Raw genomic sequence first — 24,649 nt, forward strand, 5'->3', positions numbered from 1 at the left:
GTTTGATTTTGCTCGCTAAGACATTAAATTTGGCTGCCAACCACCGACTTCAACATAGTCCGATTGTGCTAGCCAAAAACCTTTCGGTGTAAAAACACCAAGCATAACATTATCTATGCTCAATATTTGAATTGTATGACGCAACCAAGGAAAAATTTGCTGGTTTTGGATGGCTTTTTTCAAAGGCCATGCGCCCACTCGGCCATATAAATGAATTTTTTCTCCGCCAACGCGATATTGCAAAGTCAGATTTTTGTTCAGCAATGTTGGTGATAAACCGATTTTTTCTGTTTGAATGTGAAATTGACCTGATGCTACGGTCAAATTCTGCCCTAATATACAACGAATTTCTTCAATTTTTTGATCAGGTGTTTTTTTACTTGCATCATAGGTTGCAGCCGCCAAACGATATAAAATATTTTGAAAGCGTACATAATAAAACTGATTACAATGTAAAGCTGCTTGTGCATCATTTTTTGATGCAATCACTTCATCCTGAAGACGTTGTACCATTTCGAAACTAGGACGATAGCTACTTTCACCCCTCATCCAGACCGATAAAAGTTGGCGTTGACGAGCTTGTGATAATGTTTGAAATTTTGCTAAATCTAGATATTCAGCATTTCCACATAATGCCAAATCTTGCTGTGAAACCTCAGTCAGAATTTCGTCTGCATCTTGCATCAACTCACTGGTGCGCGCCAAAGCTTGCTGCATTTTTGGATAGCGACTTTGCAAAATATGCCAAAGTTCCTGTCTACACCATGCCCGATCATAATGCGTATCGAGATTGGTTGGGTCATCAACATAATTGATATGGTTCTGAGTTACCCATTGGCAAATTTGCTCACGACTCAGCGCTAAAAGTGGTCGCCAAATAACCATTTGTTCACGCACATCTAGGCTTTTCATTGCTGCCAAACCAGATACGCCTGCACCTGAGAGTAACCGCAACATCAATGTTTCTGCTTGGTCTTGCTGATGATGTGCCAATACTAAGATTTCATTATTTTTTAAATGTTTTAAATAAGCCTGATAACGTGCTTCTCGGGCTTGGTTTTCGAGATTTCCTTTTGCAACCTGAACATTTTCAATAATATAAGGAATATTTAAAGATTGACATTGTGCGGCAACAAAATCTGCCCAATCCTTGCTGACTTTTTGAAGTTGATGATTCACATAAATGGCACGCACTTGTTGGGGACAAAGCACAGCCATAAGATACAACAACAGCATGGAATCCATGCCGCCACTGCATCCAATGAGAAATTGAGTATTTTCTTGAAATTGCTGAGATTGTTTTAAGAAGCAAGTCCTAAATTGTCGCTGCCAAACTTCATCAAACGTTGGTAACGTGCTTCGCATCGCTCCTGCGCATCCATCGGTTGTAATTCATCAAGCGCCTGTTTTAACACATCTTTCAAAGCTTCCATCACTTTGAATGGATGTAAATGTGCGCCCTCACCTTCATCAACCACATATTCTACAATGCCAAGTTTTTGCAGTTTATCCGCAGTTAATGCTAAAGCTTCGCTGGCTTGTTCAGCTTTTTCAGCCGTTTTCCATAGGATTGAAGCACAACCTTCAGGTGAAATCACAGAATAAATACTATGTGACAGCATAATCACACGGTCAGCCACACCAATACCTAGTGCACCACCAGAACCACCTTCACCTAAAACTGTTGCAATAACAGGCACTTTTAAACTCGAAAGTTGTGCAAGACTGGTCGCAATTGCTTCTGCTTGACCACGTTCTTCTGCACCGACTCCTGGGTATGCTCCCATCGTATCAATGAAAGTAAATACAGGTAAATTAAAACGCTCAGCCATATCAAGCAAACGCTGTGATTTACGATAACCTTCAGGATTACTCATCCCAAAATTATGTTGTAACTTTTCACGCGTACTACGCCCACGATGTTGACCTACAATCATCACAGGCTGACCATTAAAACGGGCTAAACCACCCACCATAGCACCATCGTCACCGAACACACGATCGCCATGCAAGGCATCAAATTCTGTAAAAATTTCGCCTACATAATCCAAAAATTGCGGACGCTCTGGATGACGTGCAATTTGAACCGTTTTCCAAGCTTTAGATTGAGCAGCTTTATTTTTCATAAGTCGAGTATTATCCCTAATTCGCCGATGACCCACACCGAGAAATTTGTGTTAATCGATAAACTGTTCCGACTGAATATTCAATTCAATGTCCCAATGCTTAAATTGCAGTTGCTCATCATGCAAATCGGCAACGAGCAATGGCCATTGTTTGGCATCACCAGAAACGCTGAGTTGCCATTGTTGCTCATTCTGAACGGTTAATTCAATGGCAGGAAGCATCTCATCACTACGGCTGTGATTTAGCAAAACGGCGAGACGAAGCAATAAACACAGGTAAATAAGTTTGTATCCGCCCACTCTCATCACATCAATTTTGCTGTCTGTACGCAATTTTCGGCGATGATGAGCGACCAAATGTGACAAATGGTTTTGATCAATTTGTGAAAAACCAGGAATATCTGAATGCTGTAATAAATAAGCACTGTGCTTATGATAACCACTATGACTAATGGCTAAACCAATTTCATGTAAATATGCCGCACGGCGTAATAAGTCACTGTCATCATTATTTAAATTCAGTGCCGTTGCTACACTGTCAAATAAATGCTGTGCTGTATCAACTACACGTTGTGCTTGCTTTAAATCTGCACTATAACGCCCGATCATGGCTTGTACACTACGATCACGGATATCTTCATGCTGGAAACGCCCAAGCAAGTCGTACATTACCCCTTCACGCAAAGCCCCATCAGAATAGACTAATTTATCGATATTTAAAATTTCAAATACTGCATATAAAATCGCTAATCCAGCAGGTAATACCGCACGACGATCTTCTTTTAAACCTTCAAACTCCATATCTGAAACATGTTTATATTTCAACATTTTGTCTTTGAGTTTTTCTAAGCCTTCTCGCGTTAGATTTTCCTGATCATCGCTCCAACCCATATTCACCGTGATTTGACGACAGGCTTTGATCGTACCACTAGAACCAACTACCGTATCCCAACCTTCAGCCTTATAGGTATTGGCAATAGAGGTTAATTCTTTACGTGCTGCAACTACTGCTTTATCAAAATCTTTCTGGCTAATCTCACCGTTTGGAAAATAAGCCTTGGTAAATGCCACACACCCCATTTGCAAAGATTCAGTATGAATCGGCTCAAACTCTTCACCGATGATCAATTCAGTGGAACCACCACCAATGTCAATCACCAAACGGCGTCCGCTATTTACCATGGTATGAGAAACACCCAGATAAATTAAACGTGCTTCTTCACGACCTGCAATAATTTCAATCGGTTTAGGTAAAATTTCTGCTGCTTTTTGAATAAATTCCTGACCATTTTTCGCTTGGCGCAAGGCATTGGTTGCAACAATACGCAAACGATTGGGCTGAACTGAGCTTAAACGTCCAACAAAACGTGCCAAACACGCCAAACCACGTTGTTGTGCGGCTTCGGTTAAATTTTTATTTTCATCCAGTCCAGCAGCAAGCTGAACTTTTTCTGACATTGATGCTACTTTTTTTACTTCACCATGATCGACACGTGCGATCGCCAAGTGAAAACTGTTTGACCCCATATCAATGGCAGCAAGTAATTCTTCATCAATTAAAAAATCAGACATTATTCATACAAACTCATTCAGAAGTGTGCCTAGATTAATTCACATACAGCCAATTGAAAAGCCATTTATGATGACAATTCACTGAGACATTATTTTTTCTACATTTGTGACAGTTGTGTGACAATTTTAACCTTCCGATTACAGTTATCGTGAGCATCAATTAGACAAATTAACAATTAAGATCGAAAATTTACCTATTCCCCTACTTTGTAGAAGATGTCTATGTAATACTTATAGACATAGATGACATCTTTAAAATATTTGGAGCAATATCCATGTCAGGCAATATCGTAAATACTACCGATGCCAACTTTGAAGCAGACGTTTTAAAATCTGAAACTCCTGTACTTGTAGACTTCTGGGCAGGTTGGTGTGCACCATGTAAAGCCATTGCACCTGTACTTGAAGTTTTATCTGAAGAATATGCCGGTAAAGTGAAAATCGTTAAAGTAGATGTGACTGCATGTGAAGCAACTGCGGTAAACTACAACATCCGTAACATTCCTGCATTGTTAATGTTCAAAGATGGTGAAGTTGTTGCACAACAAATCGGTGCAGTGCCTAAGTCTAAATTGACTGCTTTCATTGATGAAAACATCTAATTGAGTTTTTATTATTTTAGTTTTTCATAATACGTCATAAAAATTATGGCGTATTTTTCTTCTATACGTTGACAACTTTATAGTTCTCACTTATATTTCACGCATAAGAAATTTTGGGGCGTCATTCCAATTTCTTAAAACACAACACATAAGATCGCCACTCGGCAACAGAAATTGTTTTACACATTTCTCCTCGAAAGAACTAATTAGATTCTGAGTTTTGTTATTGTGCAAATACAATTACATTCACCTATTGTACTGCGGGCGATTTTTGCTTCTTTCTTTTATCTCTGTGTACCACACATCCTTACATCAATCTGACATCTATGAACTTAACTGAACTCAAGAAAAAACCGATTGGCGAACTCATTAAGATTGCTGAGTTTATGGGCCTTGAAGGAATGGCTCGTAACCGCAAACAAGACATTATTTTTGCCATCTTAAAACGTCATGCAATGAATGGCGAAGAAATTTTTGGTGATGGTGTTCTAGAAATTTTGTCTGATGGGTTTGGCTTCCTACGCTCGGCTGCTGGCTCTTACCTTGCAGGACCAGATGATATTTATGTGAGCCCATCACAAATTCGCCGTTTTAATTTAAGAACTGGGGATACCATTACAGGTACGATTCGCCCACCTAAAGAAGGTGAACGTTATTTTGCTTTATTAAAAGTAAATCAAATTAACTATGACACACCTGAAAATTCACGTAATAAAATTTTATTTGAAAACTTAACACCTTTATTCCCAACTGAACAATTGGTGATGGAATTAGGTAATGGTTCAACGGAAGATCTAACCGCACGTGTTGTGGATTTGATCGCACCGATTGGTAAAGGTCAACGTTCAATCATTGTTGCACCGCCAAAAGCGGGTAAAACCATGTTATTACAAAACATCGCACAGTCGATTGTTCGTAATAATCCTGAATGCTTCCTCATCGTTCTCCTAATTGACGAGCGTCCTGAAGAAGTAACAGAAATGGAACGTACTGTACGTGGTGAAGTCGTTGCATCAACTTTTGATGAATCCCCTGCACGTCACGTTCAAGTTGCTGAAATGGTGATTGAAAAAGCAAAACGTCTTGTTGAACATAAAAAAGACGTGGTGATCTTGCTTGACTCAATTACACGTTTAGCACGTGCCTATAACACTGTGATTCCTTCATCAGGAAAAGTCTTAACTGGTGGTGTAGATGCACATGCTTTAGAACGTCCAAAACGCTTCTTTGGTGCAGCACGTAATATTGAAGAAGGTGGCTCACTCACCATCATTTCTACTGCTTTGATTGAAACAGGCAGTAAAATGGATGAAGTGATCTATGAAGAGTTTAAAGGTACAGGTAACCAAGAGATTACACTTGATCGCCGTATTGCTGAAAAACGTGTTTTCCCTGCGATGAATATCAAAAAATCTGGTACACGCCGTGAAGAACGTTTAATGAGTGAAGAAAATCTCCGTAAAGTTTGGATTTTACGTAAACTTTTACATACTCAAGATGAACTTGCTGCTATGGAGTTCTTATTGGACCGTATGAAAGAAACTAAGACCAATGATGATTTCTTTGATCAAATGAAGCGTAAAGCAACCAACTAACATTTTATTTATTTTAAGGAGGCTATCTATAACGATAGCCTTTTTATTTGGTTGACTTTACTTACATAAAATTACACAGAGTGCTTTTGACTGTTAATCTTTATTACAAGCCTTTGAATATTAATATTTTTAATAAATAAAAGTTATGTTTTTTAAGCAGTTAGCGCGTAATTATCCAATATAAAATGCAATATTAATTGTAAATATCTGTTAAAAAAACGTCATTTTATAACCTTTTTTCGCATTTTTTTAATTTGAGGCAGTAGCAATTCTAAATCCGCAGTGATAGCATATTCGCATACCAGTTAGACTGCTATGCACAAAGCAAAAAACAGGCTAACTTGGGTTTTTTGTCTCAATTTATTTTATGAGAGTGATGCCATGTTATTCAAAAAAATCGCTATTGCTGCTGCAGTTGCTACTACTTTAGCTTTCGTTGGTTGTGCTAAAAAAACTGAAGAAGCTGCTGCTGACGCTAACGCTGCTGCATCTGAAGCTGTAGAAGCTGCATCTGAAGCTACTGCTGCTGCTGACGCTGCTGCTGCTACTGACACTGCTGCTGCTTCTGCTGCTGTAGACGCTGCTGCTGATGCTACTGCTGCTGCTTCTGACGCTACTGCTGCTGCTGCTGACGCTACTGCTGCTGCATCTGCTGCTCAATAATAATCAATTTAGATTATTATCAGAAAAAGAGAACCTTATAGGTTCTCTTTTTTATGCTTAAAATTTATATCTAAACAATTTTGCGAATATCACAACTCATATTTATTTCTAAAATAAAAATATCTTAATAATTGCCTACAACATTACTGCACTTAAATTTCTTCTATCTATCCACTCAATTAATCAAAAATAAGCACTTAGTTTATTGATCTAATTTTAAATAATAAAAAACCCCAAGTTTTTACTCAGGGTTTTTGAATATAAAGCTAATATAAAGAAAATCAATCTTCTTGTTCTGTACCTACACGCTGTCTAAATTTCTGCCCTGCACGGAAAGTCACTACACGGCGAGCAGAAATTGGAATCTCTTCCCCAGTCTTAGGATTACGACCTGGACGTTGGCGTTTATCACGCAATTCAAAGTTACCAAATCCTGAAAGTTTGACTTGTTCACCCGCAATTAATGCTTGGCTAATTTCATCAAAAAACAACTCGACCATTTGCTTTGCTTCACGACGGTTTAAACTCGTAAGCTCACTTAAATGATCAGCCATTTCTGCTTTTGTTAATGCTGTCATGAGGCCCTCAATGTCGCTTGATAAGTGTCTTGTAACACTTGAATAATATTATCCATACCAGATTTAATTTCAGCATCTTCTAGTGTACGAGTTGGATGTTGCCATAACAATGCAAATGCCAACGAGCGTTTACCTTGCTCTACACCTTGTCCAGTGTACACATCAAACAACCAAGTTGCATCTAGCAATTCGCCACCTGTTTGTTCTATAAGTTGCTGAATTTCACTAACATTAATCTTATCATTAATTACCAGTGCAATATCACGTCTGACCGATGGAAATCGTGATAATTCTGTAAAATTAGATACATAAGTTTGCAAAACAGCCAATTGATCCAATTCAGCGACCCAAGTTGTTGCTAAATCGAGTTCATTTTCTAATGAAGGATGTAAACGACCCAAGTAACCGATTGATTTTCCATCGACTAATATCTCAGCAGACTGACCAGGATGCAACCATTCACGTTCAGAGCGTACATACTCAATATTTAAACGTGCAGCAGAAAGAACTTCTTCTACATCACCTTTAAAATCAAAGAAATCCATCGCTACAGGTTTACCATGCCAAGATTCTGCTTGTTTCGCACCAACAGCAACTATCGCTAAAGTTGGAATTTGTTGCAGATCTTCAATACCTTGTGCATTTTGATAATCAAAACGTAAGCCTAACTCAAAGAAACGTACACGGCTTTGTTGACGATTAAGGTTGTACTGCACGCATGGGATCAAACTTGAAAGTAAAGTTGAACGCATAACAGCCAAATCACTTGAAATCGGATTCGCCAATGCCAATGGATTCACCTGTGAATTAAGTTGCTTTTCAAGTTTTAAATCAGCAAAGCTAAAACTAATCGCTTCTTGATAACCTAAAGTCACGAGCGTCTGACGTAATTGTGACAATTCAAACTGATCTTGATGTTTTGCTAATTTCACATCAATGACAGGCAAACTGATTTGAATATTATCATAACCGTGAATACGTGCTACTTCTTCAATCAAATCTTGGTAAATTGCCATATCATAGCGATGTGAAGGTGGTACTACAGACCATTCACCTTGTGCTTTAACCGTAACTTCACAACCTAAACGTTTTAATGCGTCCGTAATAAAGTCAGATTCAACTTTATAACCTAACAATTGATCAACTTGAGCTTGATTTAGAGCAATTGCTTCACGTTTTGGCAATAATTCAGATTTTTCAGCAACAGTAATTGGACCAAATTCACCGCCTGCAAGTTCAGCGATAAGCTGAGATGCACGGTGCATTGCTGTCATTGGCAACTCAAAGTCTACACCACGTTCATAGCGTTGTGATGCATCCGTATGTAAACCAAAGCTACGTGCACGCCCTGCGATATGAATCGGATCAAAGAATGCTGATTCTAAGAAAATTTCAGTCGTTTCATCTGAAACTGCTGAAGATAAACCACCCATAATGCCTGCAATTGCCAAAGCTTTGGTATCATCAGCAATCACCATCACATTTTCAGAAAGTTCGACTTCTTGTTCATTTAACAAGACAAGTTTTTCATTCGCAGTCGCCTGACGTACATGAACTGAACCTTGAACTTTACCACCATCAAAAGCATGCAAAGGCTGACCCAATTCCATCAACACATAGTTGGTAATGTCGACTAAAATACTGTGCTGACGAATACCTGAACGTGCTAAAGCTTGTTCCATCCACGCTGGTGTAGCCGCTTTGGTGTTGACATTTTTAATCACACGACCCAAATAACGTGGACAACCTTCAGTATTCACAACAACTTGCTTTTGATCGGCAATCGTTGCTGCAACTTCTTTAATTTCAGGCGCAGTTACAGGAAGTTGGTTAATCACCCCAATTTCACGTGCAATCCCACGAATACTAAAACAGTCACCACGATTTGGGGTAATACTGATATCAATCACATGATCATCTAAGTTGAGATATTCACGAATATCTACACCAACTGGTGCATCATCAGGAAGCTCTAGCAGACCATCAATTTTATCTTCAAGATCAATTTCAGAAGCACCGCAAAGCATACCTTGTGATTCCACACCACGCAGTTTGCCTTTTTTAATTTTAAAATCACCTGGTAACACCGCACCAATAGTTGCAACAGGTGCTTTCATACCTGCACGGACATTTGGCGCACCACATACAATTTGTAATGGTTCACCTGAACCAATGTTCACAGTGGTTACACGTAAACGATCTGCATCTGGATGTTGTTCAACTGTTAGAATTTCACCAACGACTACACCTGTAAATGCTTTAGCCGCAGGGGTTAAATCATCCACTTCTAGACCTAACATCGTCAGTTGGTCAGATAAGGTTTTGCTATCAATGGAAGGATTCACCCACGTACGTAACCAATTTTCGCTAATTTTCATAAATTCATTTCCTTAATCTCCCCTAGCCCCTCTTTAAAAAGAGGGGAAGCACATCTGCCCCTTTAAGACAGGAAAGTCCCCCTTTTACAAAGGGGGATTTAGGGGGATTTCAATAATATTCAAATAACTGTTTAAATTCGTTTAAGCAAATTGGCGTAAGAAACGCACATCATTTTGGTAGAACATACGCAAGTCATTGATGCCATAACGCAACATCGCAAAGCGCTCTACCCCTAAACCAAACGCAAAGCCTTTATATTTTTCAGGATCAATGCCCGCAGCTTGTAGTACATTTGGATGCACCATACCGCAACCTAAAACTTCTAACCATTTACCACGCTCATCCATGATGTCTACTTCCGCACTTGGCTCTGTGAATGGGAAATAAGATGGACGGAAACGCACTTTCAAATCTTTTTCAAAGAATTCATTCAGTAAATTTACCAATAAACCTTTCAATTCTGCAAAGCTGGTATTTTCAGCAACATACAAACCTTCAATTTGATGGAACATCGGTGAATGGGTTTGGTCTGAGTCACAACGATAAACACGTCCCGGGCAAACAATACGAATCGGTGGTTGACTCGTTTCCATAGTACGGATCTGCACACCTGAAGTATGGGTACGCAGTAAATGCGTTGCATCAAAATAGAAAGTATCGTGCATCGCACGTGCAGGATGATGCCCCGGAATATTCAATGCTTCAAAGTTATGATAGTCATCTTCCACTTCTGGACCTGTTGCCACAGTAAATCCAGCTTTAGTAAAGAATTGACAAATACGTTCTTGTACCTGTGTAACAGGGTGAATACTGCCTACAGTTTGCCCACGACCCGGCAAGGTAATATCAATCGTTTCGCTTGCAAGTTTTTGTTCTAGTGCCGCTTTTTGTAATTGCGTTTGGCGTTCATTCAACGCAGCATTAATGGCTTCACGAACTGCATGAATGGCAGCACCTTGAACTTTACGTTCTTCAGCGTCCATTTTACCTAATGCCTTCGATTGTTCCGCAAGCTGGCTTTTTTTCCCTGTAAATTGCACTCGTACTTGATCGAGTGTAGCAAGGTCCTCTGCTGCTGCAATCGCAGCGAGCGCTTCAGTGGTCAGGGCTTCCAGTGACATAGTAACTCTCAAAGCAACAAATTTAGAAAAGAATATAACTGCGTATTCTAACAGTTTTTATGCAGATGGATGAAGCCTCATAAACAGGAAAATCAAATTAGTATTTTCTAGTATAAAAAGTATAAGATAATCAGACTTTCATAAAAATGCTGTCTCTGAGATCAATAACACATGGCACTCGACCCAATTTGGAAACAACAACTCACACTTGTCACCTATGGCAACGAATTTTTGTCCCAAGATTTAAGTTTTAATCAATGGGTCAATCATGCTATTTTTAAACAACATCGTTTGTATTTTCGGGATTTGCTTAGCCAACATTTATTGGCACAGCATTTTCAAATCTGGCTTGAAGGCTTAAAAAAACAAGGTGCTTATCGCTTAAGTTTACATAGTTCAAGTCTTTTAAATGACGAACAAAACCCAAATGCCAATGTCGAGTTATTGGCGACGCCACATTTTATTGTGAGTCATAGCAAGCAACAACATACGGCTTGGATTTTGGGCAAAGAACTTGCCGAATGGTACACAGCAGATAACGATTATGATGTTCCTGAGGCTCAGCAAAACAGCACGCGTCAAGAAACTTTTTGGCGTTTTGAGCTCACTGCAAAATATCATAAAAAAATAGAGCAAGACCTTGCCCAACCCAATTGGGATGATATTCAGGTGTATACTGACAATGAATTGTTTAATAGCAAATATGCTCAAGGCTTTGTTGAACCAAGCACGATCACACAGCCTTATTTAGGTATAAGTACAACAGCAAGCTCTCAAGAGCATACCAACCATCTTGCCTTATTTCCAAATGCTTACTCCGCAGATTATGCACATGAAACATTGCACCGTTTAGAAGCTTTGTCTGTTTTCATTCAAAATAAAATGCGATCACCTTCAAATGATTTAGAGCAAGAAATCAGTCCAGAAGAACAAATAAATTTACGTCATTTTTCACAAAAACTTGATGATTTATATAGTAAATTTATCACCAAAGTTGCCAATCATTACAAGTCAGCACATTTAACACCAAAACAAGCACCTTCACCTTTTGAGCCAATGACCACTGAAAACAAACAGCAGCGTTTCAATCACAACGCAGAATCTAAAGTAGGTAAATCAGGCGTAATGACCTTGATCGTGATCACGATTTTGATCTGTATCGCAGCATATTATTTTGGTTTATAAGTTTTAATTTTAAATAAAATCTAACTGACTAAGAAAGCAACATTAAAGTTGCTTTCTTACTTCCATCAGTGCAAAACCCAAAAGATTCAAACCTTTCCACTTCAATGGATTTTCGGCATTTTCATCATCTGCGGCTAAACCAATTCCCCAGATTTTATCTACAGGCGATGCTTCAACCAAAATACGGTCTTGTGTATTACATAAAAATTTATTTAATTCAGGATGTTGTGAAAATTTAGCAACATTTCCTTTCACAACAATATCAAAACGGTGTTCTAACCAGATATTTTCCTGATAGTTTTGGATTTTACGTCCTAATGCTTTAGCTTCATTGGGATGATCAACACGGATAATTTTTTCAAAAATTTCATTATCAGCAAATAATTTGGCTTTTTGCGCCATCATATAATGTTCAGCCGTTTTATAATTAATACCATCCAACTGAAATGCAGCAGGAAACCACTGACTAAAACAGCTTTTATCAATCACACCTTTTTGCTTGGGTGTATGTCCCCAAAAACATAGATATTTAAAATGACTCCCCTTTCTTAGTTGCTCTTGTAAATCCGTTAAATATTGAAAATCAGACATATTCTTCTCTTGTTAAATTTTCCATTGATAATGACAGATTTTTAAACCGTCACCATAGTTTTCAGCATCTTCAACTTGAACCAGTGTCGCACCCAATTTTTCATAAAAATAACGGCTAGGGTTCTGATCAAAAACCTCTAAACTTAAAGCGTCATATTTTTCGACATCGATACATTGATAAAATCGCTTAAATAATTCTCGCCCTATTCCTTGTTTTTGAATAGATTTTAATAAATAAAATGCTCGAATTTCAACAGTCCGTTTTTGCTTTGGTAAATAGCCATCTAAAAAGCCTAAAATCTTTTGATCTTTTTCATAAACAAGAAGGCAATGATTGTCATCCTGAAACACTTGTGTCCAAATCTGTATTTTTTGCGCGACATTTAAAGCAGCTAAAATTTCAGATTTTACTAGACCTTGATAAGTTTCATGCCAACTCTGCACATGAACTGCTGCAATTTGTGTAATATCAGCTTGTGTGGCTAGTCGAATCATTTATTTTTCCCTAAAATACTTATGGATTTAAGCAATCAAATCATTTTTAAAAAATTTTCAATTTCTTTTCTTGACCTTAAACGAATAAATTGAATATGTGCATATTCAGGATTTTTGATTCTGTCTTGATATTTTTTCCGATTCTTTTTATGGGTTTTGATCATCCATAAAATAATCGAATCACGACTCAACATTTGTTTAAAACTTTCAGTATTATTTGAATTTTCCCAAAATGGCTGTTTTGAGATCGCACGACTTAAGGCACGTTTGACTGATTGAACTAGATTTAAAGCAAAAGGCAAATCCAACCAAATCACGGTATCTATATCTTTCCAAGTCAAATGAACCGTTCGTGTATAGTTTCCATCAATCACATAGCCTTGTTTATCTGAATGATGTTCTGCATATGCGATTGCATTTTTAATCTTTTGAAAAAATTCAGGATCTGGCGTTTCTTGCCAATCATCCATCCACAATAAATCATCCAGTTCGATATAAACCAAATTAAGTTTTTGCGCTAATTTTCGGGCAAAGGTTGATTTTCCTGAAGCGGATGTACCTACGATATTAATTCTTTTCATTGTCATTCTACTGATAAAAAAGTCGCTATACAGCGACCTTTAGAGAAAAGCACATCAGAATATTGGACGTATAGTTAAAATCACCTTTTGCTCATTGGCATGTTGGTTAATATAATGTTCAACTTCGGTTACTTCACCTTTCACTTCAGCATCTGCACCATACATCACTTTGACCGTTTCCCCAATTCTTGGAATTATTTGCAGTTCAACTTCGATTGAGCCTTGTTGTAAGCCTTCTATTTCTACACGCATGGTATTACTCCTTGTTGTTGTGATTCTACTCTATGCAACACTTAGCCAAAGCAAAATACTGATCCTGTAGAGTTTATGTAAGTGTTGACTGCGCTGTGTAATCTAAATCGTCTTCATCTATATTTTTAAAATCTGGCTCGGGTGTAGTTTCAAATTTTACTGCTTGAATTGTTGACTGACCTTGTAATTGCGCCTTTGCAACACGATGCATTCCATCCATCACGCGACCATCTGCACATAAAATAATAGGATAGGTTAAGTCTGCTTCTTGGATCAGTTGAACATGATCAATAATTTGTTGAGTTGTTGGATAACTATCTGGAAACCAATAAGCCTCGTTTAGCTCTTGAATATCAACTAAGGGGATTTCTATGACTGGAAAATGGCAGCTTAACTCAACCAAGCGATGTACATCCCAAATATAAATGTCTTCATCAACTTGGCGGAAATGGTATTGTTTGCGCATCGTATTCATATAGATCAAGATCATTTTAAAACTTTAGACTAGCAAATTTTCTATCCTATCAACCCATTATCTATCGTTGTTATGACAAATACTTACACATTTAAAAGTTTCAGTTTAACTCTTACTTTCCGCAGCACATATCCACGTGCCATTATTCTTTTGTGTACATTGGCAATCACTTTTTACCTGCTTTCCCCTAATTTCTAAAATTTTTTTTGCATTATTACAAGCTTCACCACGTGTACTGGCATCCCATGTCATCACTTTTTTCGCCATAATCGAAGTTGATAACATTGTCAAAAATAGCATCATAATTATTTTCATTCTGTCCCACTGCATAAAACTACAAATTTATTAAGTGTATTTTATCTATCAAAACTTAAATAGCTATTCCCCATATGGGAGATCATTTATCGAATACTTGTTAAAAATAATTTAAATACTTCATTATTTCAAAATAAATAGAATTTAATGATTTTTTACATTTCATCTGATAGTTCAATTTTTTCTATCTTTTCATTTATAATATCAATGTCTTAAAACCTATAAACCCATAAAAATAATAGAGTAACTCATGAAAAAGACATTCCCCCTCTCCTACCGTAAACCCTATTTAGACAAATATACGATTTTTCTAATGCTAATGATATTCATCATAATTATGTATGTTTTTCCATTTTTTCCGTGGTTTTCCAAACTTGCTCAGCCATTTAGCTTTTCAATAGTCATTGAATATTTAAAATATAATTTTAATCATTTTCCAATTTCACATAAGCAAGCGGATGGTTTTGTATTTACTTCAATTTATATTGGAGTCTATTTGATTATTGACCTTTTTATCAGAGCGACTCGGCTGACGGTCACATCTGAGAAAATATATCACTCATTCTTCAATATGCCGCTTGGAACAGTGATTGAACGTAAGAATATTGATTATTGTCAATTTGGCATTTTAGATGTGACTCAAAATAAAGTAACCTATTTTCTACAACGCCCGATCTTTAATACAAAAATAATCAAGCCTGAAGAAAAATTATATTTCTTTCCGCTAAAAATGCTACAACTTAATTTAGACATTAATCAATTGCAGGAAGATAAAAAAATTGAATTCATCAAAATACTTAAAGAATACTATAATTTTCAAGAAGGTACTCAAGAAATAACGTTAACAGCTCAAGCACAGCGTAATTTATTCAATCAACAAGTCAATACCAATGTCAGTCCACGTATTGCAATTTTATTAATTGTGAGCGTTCCAATTGGTGGACTTGGCATGTTTTTAGCAGCTCAAGCACCTTTTATATTTTTCACGGATTATGCTAATTTTCCAATTTTTTGTAGTATTTTTCTACTGATATTTATTCCAAGTTTTTTATGGGTTCGTAAAGATATCAAGCAATTGGCTGGGTTTGGTACACTATTTTCTAGTGCATTTATCAGTATCGCCCTTTATGTTTTTTTACTGCCTATTTTACATGCTTATTACACAGAAAATTTTGGTGAAAAAACGCAATATGAAGCAAAACTGATTGAGGTTTCAAGTAAGCACCAAGTTTGGCAACCGAGCAATGGTGATGACAAGTTTTATATTCGAAAAAATTTCCTCAAGTACAATCCTAATTTACAAGTCAATCAAACCTATTCATTTCCGGCACGCTATCATTGGCATAATTACACGTTGTCTGAAAATGTTTTTCTTGATGCAAAACCACTTGCAACCAAATTAGAAGTACAAAAAAAGACCACTAAATAGTGGTCTTCTTTTTATCATCAAAGATGATTATGCAGCCAATGCACCTTTCGCTTTTTCAGCTAAAGCAGCAAATGCTACTGCATCATGCATAGCGATGTCAGCAAGTACACGACGGTCGATGATTACTTGTGCTTTTTTCAAGCCAGAAATCATACGGCTGTACGATAAACCATTTTGACGCGCACCCGCATTAATACGTGCAATCCACAAAGCGCGGAATTGACGTTTCTTTTGACGACGGTCACGATAAGCGTATTGACCTGCTTTGATTACCGCTTGGAACGCTACACGATAAACACGTGAACGCGCGCCATAGTAACCTTTAGCACGAGCAAGAATTTTTTTATGACGGCGATGAGCCTGTACACCACGTTTTACACGAGCCATTTATAATCTCCTTAGATGTATGGGCACATACGACGAACTGAATTCATGTCACTTACGTGAACCATGACACAACCGCGCAATTGACGAATACGTTTAGCAGATTTTTTGGTCAAAATGTGGCGTTTGAACGCTTGTTTACGCTTGAAACCGTTAGCAGTCGCTTTGAAACGCTTAGCTGCACCACGGCGAGTTTTTAACTTAGCCATAACAACCTCTTTAAACACCTGTTCGGCACGTTCGCACCATTGCGAAGACGACCTGCAGGTAAGGGAGGCAATATTCTAAATCATCTCTGGCTAAAACAAAAGCAATAAACACCTTTTTCAATTGAAAATATATTTATTTGTTCTATGTCAAAAACCTTTTAGAAATCTGTATAAAAGAAATGTTTGGAAAACATTTAGATTTGCTAAAACAATCCAATATAAAGCAAATAGATAAAAATATATCTACCTGTTTTTGCTAAAGTCACGATGAATAAAAATCGCCAAAAATTTTCCTTAAGTAAACCTGCAATCAACGTAATGGGATCGCCAATAATCGGCACCCAACTTAAAAATAATGACCAAAATCCATATTTTTGATAAACTTTTTCAGCCTTTAACATGTTTACTTCAGAAACAGGAAACCATTGCCGATTTTTAAACTGTTCAATACGCAAACCTAAATACCAGTTAACACATGAACCTAAAACATTCCCCAAAGATGCAATTAGAATCAGCCTAAAAACTGAATATTTTTCTTGTGTAAGCAATCCAACGAGTACTGCCTCAGACTGTAATGGCAGTAAAGTTGCAGCGCCAAAAGCAGATATAAATAATAAAAAGTATGCCATATCAAATCATTAGATTCATTTCAATGTCTTTTGATATAGCCATGAAGCACAAAAAGGAAACAAAAAAGCAAGCCAATGTGACCATTCAGAATGTAAAAACTTTTGAAATAAAGTTAGTTGTATTTGTCCTGCTGATACAGCATTCCAGTCAATATAAATCACATAAAATAGATAACTAGATACGATAAGATAAATTGAAAGCATCAATACTAAAATGACAGTAGATCTCACACTTTGCCGCAACCATTTTTGAAAAAATGCAAAAGCAATTGAAAAAATCAGACCGACAACTGCCAAAAACAGAAAAGCCAATATACCAAGACGATCAGTGGATAAGGTATTATTCAAATAAGCATCAATGATTGCTGTCACCAACATACATAAAAAACTACAGATAAAATGCTGCGCAAATATATTTTTCATAAGAATTACTCGGTCAGCCTAGCTCATAGTTTTGTTTTATAGATTAAGTGATTTTTTAGTTTTTATATATTGTAAATTTGCCCAAATAAGCGCAGCAGCAACCACCAAGATACGTGCCCAATGATAACGTTGCACAATTGGATCGATTATCCCTTTAACAACACGAGGATCAGTCGATTGAATGGTGGGATAAAGATTTTGCACATGAATAATTTCTGCAAAATATAAAGTTAAACAGCCCGCAATTGCGACAATGATACTCCAGTAAATTTTTGGATTGGTTTCTAAAATTTTCGTGAAATTTAAAAAGAAATCTTTCATTTCTAATACCTATACACCATTCCAAAAGATTAGGAGATTCATAAAAAGCCACTTAAAAGTGGCTTTCATATTATCATAAAATACATATTAAACTTTGATAGATAGCGCTCGCTGCACAGCAGGTCGAGCTGTCATTCGCTCAACATACTCTTTTACATAAGGATAATCTTCAAGCTGAATTTGTTGCCATTCATGACGCAAAATCCAAGGCAAGATTGCCATATCTGCGATTGAGTATTCTCCTGCAACAAATTTTTGACCAATCAACTGCTTATTAAGCACCGAATATAACCTTTTTGTTTCAGTCACATAGCGCTCTATCGCATAAGGCACTTGTTCTTTAGCAAATTGGCTAAAATGATGATTTTGCCCAAGCATTGGACCAAAACCACCCATTTGCCACATTAGCCATTGCTCAACTTCAACGCGATCCTGTTCATTACTCGGATAGTACAAACCTGTTTTACGACCTAAATACTGTAAAATTGCACCTGATTCAAAGATAGAGATTGCCTCACCATTCGGGCCATCTTGGTCAACAATCGCAGGAATTTTATTATTTGGGGAAATGCGTAAAAAGTCTGGTTGAAATTGGTCATTTTCTAAAATATTTATTGGAAAAATCTGATATTCCAATCCCATTTCCTCAAGGGCAATGGTAATTTTATGACCATTGGGTGTTCCCCAATAATACAAGTCAATCATGGTGATACCCACTTATCTGTTCATTGTCGAATGATTTTTAGCAGTTTGTAACTTCAAAACTTTAAAGACAAATATCCTTTTGATCAATAATATCAACGCGTTAATTGAGTAACATTAAAGCTGTATGGAATAGGCTTTTTTGACCGCTTCCCTATTTTTAATACGTTCAAGATATGCCTTAACTTCTGGATATTGTTCAATATTCACAGCTAATTTTTCATAAATCGACAACCAAGGATAAATCGCAATATCAGCAATTGAGAATTGTCCTGCAACATAGTCTTGTCCAACCAACTGTCGATTTAGCACTGCAAATAAACGCTCCGTTTCTTTGGAAAAACGTTCAATTGCATAAGGATGTGGTTCTTTAGCATAATTTTTAAAATGGTTATATTGCGCAAGCATTGGGCCCAAACCACCTATTTGCCACATTAGCCATTGCTCAACTTCAACACGCTCTTGTTCATTACTCGGATAGCACAAACCTGTTTTGCGACCTAAATACTGTAAAATTGCACCTGATTCAAAGATAGAGATTGCCTCACCATTTGGGCCATCTTGGTCAACAATCGCAGGAATTTTATTATTTGGGGAAATGCGTAAAAAGTCTGGTTGAAATTGGTCATTTTCTAAAATATTGATCGGAAAAATCTGATATTCCAATCCCATTTCTTCTAGGGCGATGGTAATTTTATGACCATTGGGCGTACCCCAATAATACAAATCAATCATTTTTAATCCTATCGGTTTTAGCTGTTTTCGGTTTTATAACGTGTTTATGTTACTTTTATAGCATGTTTTTAGGATCAAGTGGATAAATCACTCTTGCAAATATTTCTTATTTTTCTCTAAATAATGAATTATTTTCTTAAATAAATATCACTATTTGATATTTTATTTAAATCTTAGAGTTATTTAAGATATTCTTTAGCTTTTAATCCAACAAATTTACGTCCTGCATTTGAACCTTGAATCCATTCATCTACCTGAAACAAATCAAAAAGCCCTACTTTGACTAATGTCGGAATCGCTAAAACCAATTCCCTCTCTACTTCGCCACGATGTCCTGAATTATAAAGTTGAATATTATACAACATAGTCGCAACTGTACCTGTTTGTACCGAGCTTCCATCTTTTAGTTTAACTTGCGGTAAAATCTCACCATCTTCAATAATTTTTTGATTAATTAAACCTAGCTCATTTGAACCTTCTATAGATGTCATTGTATTTCTCAACGTTACTTTTAAACCATTTAAACATAAAAAAGCACTGCTGAGTGCAGTGCTTTTCGATCTCAATAGAATCTTACTTTTTCTTTTTCGGTCCAAGTAACATACCCATTTGACGACCTTCCATTTTTGGGGCTTGCTCAACAACACCACTTTCAGCTACATCTGCTTCAATTTTTTGTAATTGAGCAAGACCTAACTGTTGGTGTGCCATTTCACGACCACGGAAACGTAGAGTAATTTTGACTTTGTTACCTTCTTCAAGGAACTTCAAAATAGCGCGCAACTTAACGTTGTAATCACCAACATCTGTACCCGGGCGTAACTTAATTTCTTTAACTTGCACTTGATGCTGTTTCTTTTTCGCATCTTTTTGCTTTTGCTTTAAGTCAAATAAATGTTTGTTAAAGTCCATGATTTTACAAACAGGCGGTTCTGCATTTGCCACAATCTCAACAAGGTCAAGATCTGCGTCTTCAGCAGCACGTAACGCTTCTGCAAGCGTCACGATGCCTTTTTGTTCTCCATCTGCAGCAACGAGACGGACTTCTTTTGCCTTAATCTCATCATTTAATGCAGGACGATTGCTTTTAGCACCTTGTTGTTGGTTACGGTCAGGCTGTTTAATCTTTCTTACTCCACAATATACCGGCCACGTTCGGCTACGGCTGCTTTCACTAAGTCAACAAATGCATCAATTGACATAGTACCTAAATTTTTCCCTGAACGAGTACGGACATTCACAGTCCCTTCCTCTACTTCTCGATCCCCAAGTACCAATAAGTATGGAATTCGTTCTAAAGTACGCTCACGAATCTTAAAGCCGATTTTCTCATTTCTCAAGTCTGAAATTGCACGAATGCCATTTTCTTTGAGTTTTGCAACTACATTTTCACATGCTACTGCTTGAGAATCAGTAATATTCATGACACATGCTTGGATTGGAGCCAACCATGGTGGCATAAAGCCTGCGTAGTGTTCAATAAGTATACCAATAAAACGCTCAAAACTGCCAAGAATTGCACGATGCAGCATCACAGGATGGTCACGATCGTTATCTTCTGTTACATAAGAAGCATCTAAACGTAACGGCAAGTTAAAGTCGCACTGAATTGTACCGCACTGCCAGATACGGCCTAAGCAGTCTTTGAGTGAGAATTCAATCTTCGGACCGTAGAACGCGCCTTCACCTGGCTGCTCTTCCCATTCAAGACCCGCATTGTCTAAAGCATCTGCTAAAGATTTTTCTGCAACGTCCCAAAGTTCATCAGCACCTACACGCTTTTCTGGGCGTGTAGACAGTTTCATTTGTACTTCTTCAAAGCCAAAATCTTTATAAACATCCAAAGTCAGTTTAATAAAGTCAGCAACTTCTTGACCAATTTGTTCAGTCGTACAGAAAATGTGCGCATCATCTTGAGTAAAACCACGTACACGCATGATACCGTGTAATGAACCTGATGGCTCATTACGATGACATGAACCAAACTCAGCCAAACGAATTGGAAGATCACGGTAAGATTTCAAACCTTGGTTAAAAACTTGCACATGACATGGGCAGTTCATTGGTTTTACGGCATAGTTACGGCTCTCAGAGTGAGTCGTAAACATGTTTTCAGCATAGTTGGCTGCGTGACCTGATTTTTCCCAAAGCGTGAAATCAACAATTTGCGGTGTTTTGATTTCTTGATAACCATTGTCTTGTTGGATTTTACGCATGTACTGCTCAAGTACTTGGTAAATCGTCCAACCATTGGCATGCCAGAACACCATACCTGGTGCTTCTTCTTGCATATGGAACAAATCTAAAGCTTTACCAATTTTACGATGGTCACGCTTTTCAGCTTCTTCAATACGTTTGATATACGCTGCTAATTCTTTTTTGTCAGCCCAAGCCGTACCATAAATACGTTGAAGCTGCTCATTCTTCGCATCACCACGCCAGTAAGCACCAGAGATTTTGGTGAGTTTGAATGATTTTAAAAATTTAGTGTTTGGTACATGTGGACCAAGACACATATCTAAATAATCTTGATGATAGTACAAGCCCATTTGTGTTTCTTCAGGCATGTCTGCGATCAAGCGTAATTTATAATCTTCTCCACGTGCAGTAAACTCTGCAATCACTTCATCACGTGGTGTCATTTTTTTGATGACATCATAGTCTTGGTTGATGAGCTGTTTCATACGCTCTTCAATGGCTGCCATATCATCCAAAGTAAATGGACGAGGCATCCAAATGTCATAATAGAAACCTTCTTCAATGACCGGACCAATCACCATTTTTGCTTCTGGGAAGAGTTGTTTTACTGCATGCCCCACCAAATGCGCGCATGAGTGACGAATAATCCCTACACCCTCTTGATCTTTTGGTGTGATGATTTGAATATTCGCATCTTCAGTAATTAAATCACTTGCATCGACTAGGCGACCATTTACCTTTCCTGCAACCGTATTTTTTGCAAGTCCAGGTCCGATACTTTGTGCAACTTCCATGACAGAAACTGCTTGGTCAAAACTTTTTTGATCGCCATTTGGCAATGTGATAATAGGCATAATTTAAAATCCTTAAGGAGTGATGCCCCGTACAATAGAGCATATCACCGCGAGATTATGATCGAGCGAAGCTCAAAAGATAAAATCGGTGGAACAAAATAAAAAGTGCTCAAAATTTTACACCCTTCACTGCATTTTATAAACCTTTGTAAGCTCGAAAGTTTAAAATCAAGCAAATAATATTTATTTTGTAATTTTATGCGAGCTTCATTTTATAATATACCAATCATCGTATTTTTAATATTTTTCAAATATTTAAATTAAAATATGCGCTTATTTACTTTAAAGTGCATCACAATCCCATAAATTTTAGAAAGAAATGGGAGCTATAAAAAAACTAGACACATTGGTTCATTATTTTCAGCTCAATACACAAATTTCAAAATAGTAAATTAAATAAAATATTTAAATATCAAGTTATTAAGAAAATAAAATAAAGTATTTTTTGTATTTATTTCGCTAAAAAGCACTCGACTAAAGCAGTAATGATTTACGATACAGATATGCATATCTTTTAGGCATGGAAAATAAAACAAATATTAAATGGAGTTAACTATGCTAAGTGCATATGATGAATTGCCACGCACACCTGCAAACTTTGTTGCATTATCACCTTTGCGCTATTTAGAGCGTGCAGCATATATCTACCCACATCAAGATGCCATTGTTCATGGTGCACGACATATTTCTTGGCGTGAAACTTATACCCGTTGCCGTCAGTTTGCGCATCAACTACAAAATTTAGGCATTCAAAAAAACGATACCGTTTCAGTATTGTTACCTAATATTCCAGCCATGGTTGAAGCACATTTTGCGGTACCGATGGCAGGTGCAGTTTTAAATACATTGAATACGCGTTTAGATGCCAAAACCATTGCGTTTATGCTGGAACATGCAGAAACCAAAGTACTGTTGGTAGATCCAGAGTTTGCTGCACTTGCACAAGAAGCGGTGGCTTTGGTTGAGCAAAATATTTATATCATTGATGTTGCAGATGAAGAATATGAAGCAAACGATACCACTGCACGTATTGGACAAATCGAATATGAAGACTGGCTCAAAGGCGGTGATGTAAATTTTGAATGGCATTTACCGAATGATGAATGGGATGCGATCAGCTTAAATTACACTTCAGGTACGACAGGCAACCCTAAAGGGGTGGTGTATCATCATCGTGGAGCATACATCAACGCGGCCAGTAATATTATTGCTTGTGGTATGACACCACGTTGTAAATATCTTTGGACATTACCTTTGTTCCACTGTAATGGCTGGTGCTTTGCTTGGACGATTGCAGCCAACGGTGGAACCAATATTTGCTTGCGTAAAATCGACCCTGAATTGATTTATAAATTGATTGATCAAAACAAAGTAGATTATTTCTGTGGTGCACCGATTGTATTGTCTATGCTGATCAACACACCAAAAGACAAACAAATCCAATTTAATCACCGTGTTGAAGTAATGGTTGCTGGTGCTGCGCCACCTGCTGCAATTATTGAAGGTATGCATCATATTGGGGTACAAGTAAACCATGTATATGGTTTGACTGAAACCTATGGCCCTTCTGCTCTTTGTGCATCACAAGCGGGCTGGAGTGAATTATCCATTCAAGAGCAAGCACAACTTCATTCGCGTCAAGGCGTGCCATATCCATTACAAGATGGGATGCGTGTTCTTGATCCTGAAACAATGCAACCCGTACCCAATGATGGCTCAACCATGGGGGAAATTATGTTCCGTGGTAACATCGTCATGAAAGGTTATTTAAAAAATCCTCAAGCGACTGAAGAAGCTTTTAAAGGCGGATGGTTCCATACGGGTGATTTAGCAGTTTGCCAACCTGATGGCTATGCAAAGATCATGGATCGTTCAAAAGATATTATCATTTCAGGTGGTGAGAATATTTCATCGTTAGAAGTTGAAGAAGTCCTTTATACCCATCCTGCGATTATGACCGCTGCTGTGGTTGCCAAGCCTGATCCACGTTGGCAAGAAGTCCCTTGTGCATTTATCGAATTAAAACAAGGAGCAACGACCACACCAGAAGAAGTGATCGAGTTCTGTAAGCAGCATTTAGCACGTTTCAAGGTGCCAAAAGATGTGGTAATTGGTGAAATTCCAAAAACATCGACAGGTAAGTTACAGAAATTTATCTTACGTGATTGGGCGAAAGAGCGCTCAGTGGGCGAGTTTGGTTGATCCTTAAAAATATCCCCCTCTCCTTTTTAGGA

General features: G+C 37.4%; 28 protein-coding genes. 6 read left to right on the forward strand and 22 right to left on the reverse strand.

The window, feature by feature from the left end; genetic code table 11:
* Positions 1-15: 15 nt before the first annotated feature.
* Genes tilS through ppx form a run of 3 tightly spaced genes read right to left on the reverse strand, consistent with a single transcriptional unit; the run spans position 16 to position 3,698 of the window.
* Positions 16-1,365: a tRNA lysidine(34) synthetase TilS gene (gene tilS / locus HUS24_RS07590; RefSeq protein WP_173911497.1), complete on the reverse strand. Its 1,350-nt coding sequence runs from the start codon at positions 1,363-1,365 to the stop codon at positions 16-18.
* Positions 1,302-2,126 (reverse strand): acetyl-CoA carboxylase carboxyltransferase subunit alpha, encoded by an 825-nt coding sequence (locus tag HUS24_RS07595; protein ID WP_065993538.1) that lies wholly within the window; start codon positions 2,124-2,126, stop codon positions 1,302-1,304. Before HUS24_RS07595 ends, tilS begins: the two co-directional genes overlap by 64 nt.
* 51 nt (positions 2,127-2,177) lie before the next feature.
* Positions 2,178-3,698 carry an exopolyphosphatase gene (ppx, locus tag HUS24_RS07600; protein ID WP_173911498.1) on the reverse strand — a complete coding sequence of 507 codons (1,521 nt, stop codon included), beginning with the start codon at positions 3,696-3,698 and terminating at the stop codon, positions 2,178-2,180.
* Positions 3,699-3,973: 275 nt separating this feature from the next.
* Here ppx and trxA point away from each other — a divergent pair, with 275 nt between their 5' ends.
* From trxA to HUS24_RS07615, 3 genes are all read left to right on the forward strand, one after another.
* On the forward strand, positions 3,974-4,300 hold the full coding sequence (trxA, locus tag HUS24_RS07605) for a thioredoxin (protein ID WP_065993536.1): 327 nt from the start codon (positions 3,974-3,976) through the stop codon (positions 4,298-4,300).
* Between the two features lie 326 nt (positions 4,301-4,626).
* Positions 4,627-5,895 carry a transcription termination factor Rho gene (gene rho / locus HUS24_RS07610; protein WP_065993535.1) on the forward strand — a complete coding sequence of 423 codons (1,269 nt, stop codon included), beginning with the start codon at positions 4,627-4,629 and terminating at the stop codon, positions 5,893-5,895.
* 381 nt (positions 5,896-6,276) lie between these two features.
* Positions 6,277-6,558, forward strand: coding sequence for a hypothetical protein (locus HUS24_RS07615; RefSeq protein WP_065993534.1), 282 nt, complete (start codon positions 6,277-6,279; stop codon positions 6,556-6,558).
* Positions 6,559-6,839: 281 nt separating this feature from the next.
* Here HUS24_RS07615 and HUS24_RS07620 read toward each other — a convergent pair whose 3' ends face one another.
* The 3 genes from HUS24_RS07620 to pheS form a co-directional block, all read right to left on the reverse strand.
* A complete protein-coding gene (locus tag HUS24_RS07620) occupies positions 6,840-7,136 on the reverse strand; it encodes an integration host factor subunit alpha (protein ID WP_004723042.1) in 297 nt (98 codons plus the stop codon).
* Positions 7,133-9,514 carry a phenylalanine--tRNA ligase subunit beta gene (gene pheT / locus HUS24_RS07625; RefSeq protein WP_173911499.1) on the reverse strand — a complete coding sequence of 794 codons (2,382 nt, stop codon included), beginning with the start codon at positions 9,512-9,514 and terminating at the stop codon, positions 7,133-7,135. The genes HUS24_RS07620 and pheT overlap by 4 nt, the downstream gene beginning before the upstream one ends.
* Positions 9,515-9,655: 141 nt before the next feature.
* Positions 9,656-10,636, reverse strand: a complete 981-nt coding sequence (gene pheS, locus HUS24_RS07630) for a phenylalanine--tRNA ligase subunit alpha (protein WP_173911500.1) — start codon at positions 10,634-10,636, stop codon at positions 9,656-9,658.
* Positions 10,637-10,807: 171 nt separating this feature from the next.
* Between pheS and HUS24_RS07635 the strand changes: the two genes are divergently transcribed.
* Positions 10,808-11,821, forward strand: coding sequence for a hypothetical protein (locus tag HUS24_RS07635; RefSeq protein WP_173911501.1), 1,014 nt, complete (start codon positions 10,808-10,810; stop codon positions 11,819-11,821).
* Positions 11,822-11,863: 42 nt separating this feature from the next.
* On the opposite strand, the gene HUS24_RS07640 is transcribed toward HUS24_RS07635, so the two are convergent.
* The 6 genes from HUS24_RS07640 to HUS24_RS07665 form a co-directional block, all read right to left on the reverse strand.
* Positions 11,864-12,412, reverse strand: a complete 549-nt coding sequence (locus HUS24_RS07640) for an NADAR family protein (RefSeq protein ID WP_173911502.1) — start codon at positions 12,410-12,412, stop codon at positions 11,864-11,866.
* A 12-nt stretch (positions 12,413-12,424) separates the two neighbouring features.
* Positions 12,425-12,907: a GNAT family N-acetyltransferase gene (locus HUS24_RS07645; protein ID WP_173911503.1), complete on the reverse strand. Its 483-nt coding sequence runs from the start codon at positions 12,905-12,907 to the stop codon at positions 12,425-12,427.
* A 35-nt stretch (positions 12,908-12,942) separates the two neighbouring features.
* The gene (locus tag HUS24_RS07650) at positions 12,943-13,488 is read right to left on the reverse strand and encodes an AAA family ATPase (RefSeq protein ID WP_173911504.1); all 546 of its coding nucleotides are present in this window, start codon (positions 13,486-13,488) and stop codon (positions 12,943-12,945) included.
* 54 nt (positions 13,489-13,542) lie between these two features.
* Entirely contained in the window at positions 13,543-13,740 is a 198-nt protein-coding gene (locus HUS24_RS07655; RefSeq protein WP_173911505.1) for a hypothetical protein, read from the reverse strand.
* A 73-nt stretch (positions 13,741-13,813) separates the two neighbouring features.
* A complete protein-coding gene (locus HUS24_RS07660; protein WP_173911506.1) occupies positions 13,814-14,206 on the reverse strand; it encodes a hypothetical protein in 393 nt (130 codons plus the stop codon).
* 114 nt (positions 14,207-14,320) lie between these two features.
* Positions 14,321-14,518, reverse strand: a complete 198-nt coding sequence (locus tag HUS24_RS07665) for a hypothetical protein (protein WP_173911507.1) — start codon at positions 14,516-14,518, stop codon at positions 14,321-14,323.
* A gap of 508 nt (positions 14,519-15,026) precedes the next feature.
* Between HUS24_RS07665 and HUS24_RS07670 the strand changes: the two genes are divergently transcribed.
* A complete protein-coding gene (locus HUS24_RS07670) occupies positions 15,027-15,959 on the forward strand; it encodes a hypothetical protein (protein ID WP_173911508.1) in 933 nt (310 codons plus the stop codon).
* Positions 15,960-15,986: 27 nt separating this feature from the next.
* Here HUS24_RS07670 and rplT read toward each other — a convergent pair whose 3' ends face one another.
* The 10 genes from rplT to thrS all read right to left on the reverse strand — a co-directional run bounded on the left by rplT (position 15,987) and on the right by thrS (position 22,415).
* On the reverse strand, positions 15,987-16,346 hold the full coding sequence (gene rplT, locus HUS24_RS07675; RefSeq protein ID WP_120401613.1) for a 50S ribosomal protein L20: 360 nt from the start codon (positions 16,344-16,346) through the stop codon (positions 15,987-15,989).
* Positions 16,347-16,357: 11 nt separating this feature from the next.
* Complete coding sequence (gene rpmI / locus HUS24_RS07680) at positions 16,358-16,552, reverse strand: 50S ribosomal protein L35 (RefSeq protein ID WP_002054552.1); 195 nt, start codon at positions 16,550-16,552, stop codon at positions 16,358-16,360.
* Between the two features lie 203 nt (positions 16,553-16,755).
* A complete protein-coding gene (locus tag HUS24_RS07685) occupies positions 16,756-17,181 on the reverse strand; it encodes a YqaA family protein (protein ID WP_173911509.1) in 426 nt (141 codons plus the stop codon).
* Between the two features lie 15 nt (positions 17,182-17,196).
* Positions 17,197-17,604, reverse strand: coding sequence for a hypothetical protein (locus HUS24_RS07690; RefSeq protein WP_173911510.1), 408 nt, complete (start codon positions 17,602-17,604; stop codon positions 17,197-17,199).
* A 36-nt stretch (positions 17,605-17,640) separates the two neighbouring features.
* Positions 17,641-17,925, reverse strand: coding sequence for a hypothetical protein (locus HUS24_RS07695; RefSeq protein ID WP_173911511.1), 285 nt, complete (start codon positions 17,923-17,925; stop codon positions 17,641-17,643).
* Between the two features lie 87 nt (positions 17,926-18,012).
* On the reverse strand, positions 18,013-18,630 hold the full coding sequence (locus tag HUS24_RS07700) for a glutathione S-transferase N-terminal domain-containing protein (RefSeq protein WP_173911512.1): 618 nt from the start codon (positions 18,628-18,630) through the stop codon (positions 18,013-18,015).
* 114 nt (positions 18,631-18,744) lie between these two features.
* Positions 18,745-19,362, reverse strand: a complete 618-nt coding sequence (locus HUS24_RS07705; protein ID WP_173911513.1) for a glutathione binding-like protein — start codon at positions 19,360-19,362, stop codon at positions 18,745-18,747.
* A gap of 179 nt (positions 19,363-19,541) precedes the next feature.
* Positions 19,542-19,853, reverse strand: a complete 312-nt coding sequence (locus HUS24_RS07710; protein ID WP_173911514.1) for a hypothetical protein — start codon at positions 19,851-19,853, stop codon at positions 19,542-19,544.
* Between the two features lie 82 nt (positions 19,854-19,935).
* Entirely contained in the window at positions 19,936-20,487 is a 552-nt protein-coding gene (infC, locus tag HUS24_RS07715; protein WP_130072012.1) for a translation initiation factor IF-3, read from the reverse strand.
* Between the two features lie 5 nt (positions 20,488-20,492).
* Entirely contained in the window at positions 20,493-22,415 is a 1,923-nt protein-coding gene (thrS, locus tag HUS24_RS07720; RefSeq protein WP_173911515.1) for a threonine--tRNA ligase, read from the reverse strand.
* A 555-nt stretch (positions 22,416-22,970) separates the two neighbouring features.
* Between thrS and HUS24_RS07725 the strand changes: the two genes are divergently transcribed.
* Positions 22,971-24,617, forward strand: a complete 1,647-nt coding sequence (locus HUS24_RS07725; protein WP_173911516.1) for an acyl-CoA synthetase — start codon at positions 22,971-22,973, stop codon at positions 24,615-24,617.
* Positions 24,618-24,649: the final 32 nt, after the last annotated feature.

Source organism: Acinetobacter sp. Marseille-Q1618 (assembly GCF_902809855.1).
Lineage (GTDB): Bacteria > Pseudomonadota > Gammaproteobacteria > Pseudomonadales > Moraxellaceae > Acinetobacter.